This is a genomic window from Streptomyces aurantiacus JA 4570 (genome assembly GCF_000414115.1).
Lineage (GTDB): Bacteria > Actinomycetota > Actinomycetes > Streptomycetales > Streptomycetaceae > Streptomyces > Streptomyces aurantiacus_A.
In genome coordinates this window covers 1-207 of sequence record NZ_AOPZ01000339.1, presented here as the reverse complement: position 1 = coordinate 207, position 207 = coordinate 1, and the positions used below count along the sequence as shown (strand labels likewise).

Below are 207 nucleotides of genomic sequence, written 5' to 3'. Positions count from 1 at the left end.
CCAGTACGTCTCCAGGGCGGCGGCGGCCGTGACGAAGGCCGGGTTGTTGCCGCGGAAGGTGCCGTTGTGCTCGCCCGGCTCCCACACGTCCAGCTCGGGCTTGAACAGGGTGAGCGCCATGGGCAGGCCGTAGCCGCTGATGGACTTGGACACCGTCACGATGTCCGGCACGATGCCCGCCTCCTCGAAGGAGAAGAACGCGCCGGT

The 207-nt window shown here is 68.6% G+C and carries 1 protein-coding gene; it reads right to left on the bottom strand.

Annotated elements, in window-relative coordinates; all coding sequences use genetic code 11:
• Positions 1-207, bottom strand: a 207-nt coding sequence (locus STRAU_RS28920; protein ID WP_037662598.1) for an aminotransferase class III-fold pyridoxal phosphate-dependent enzyme, incomplete at both ends; no start/stop codon positions are given.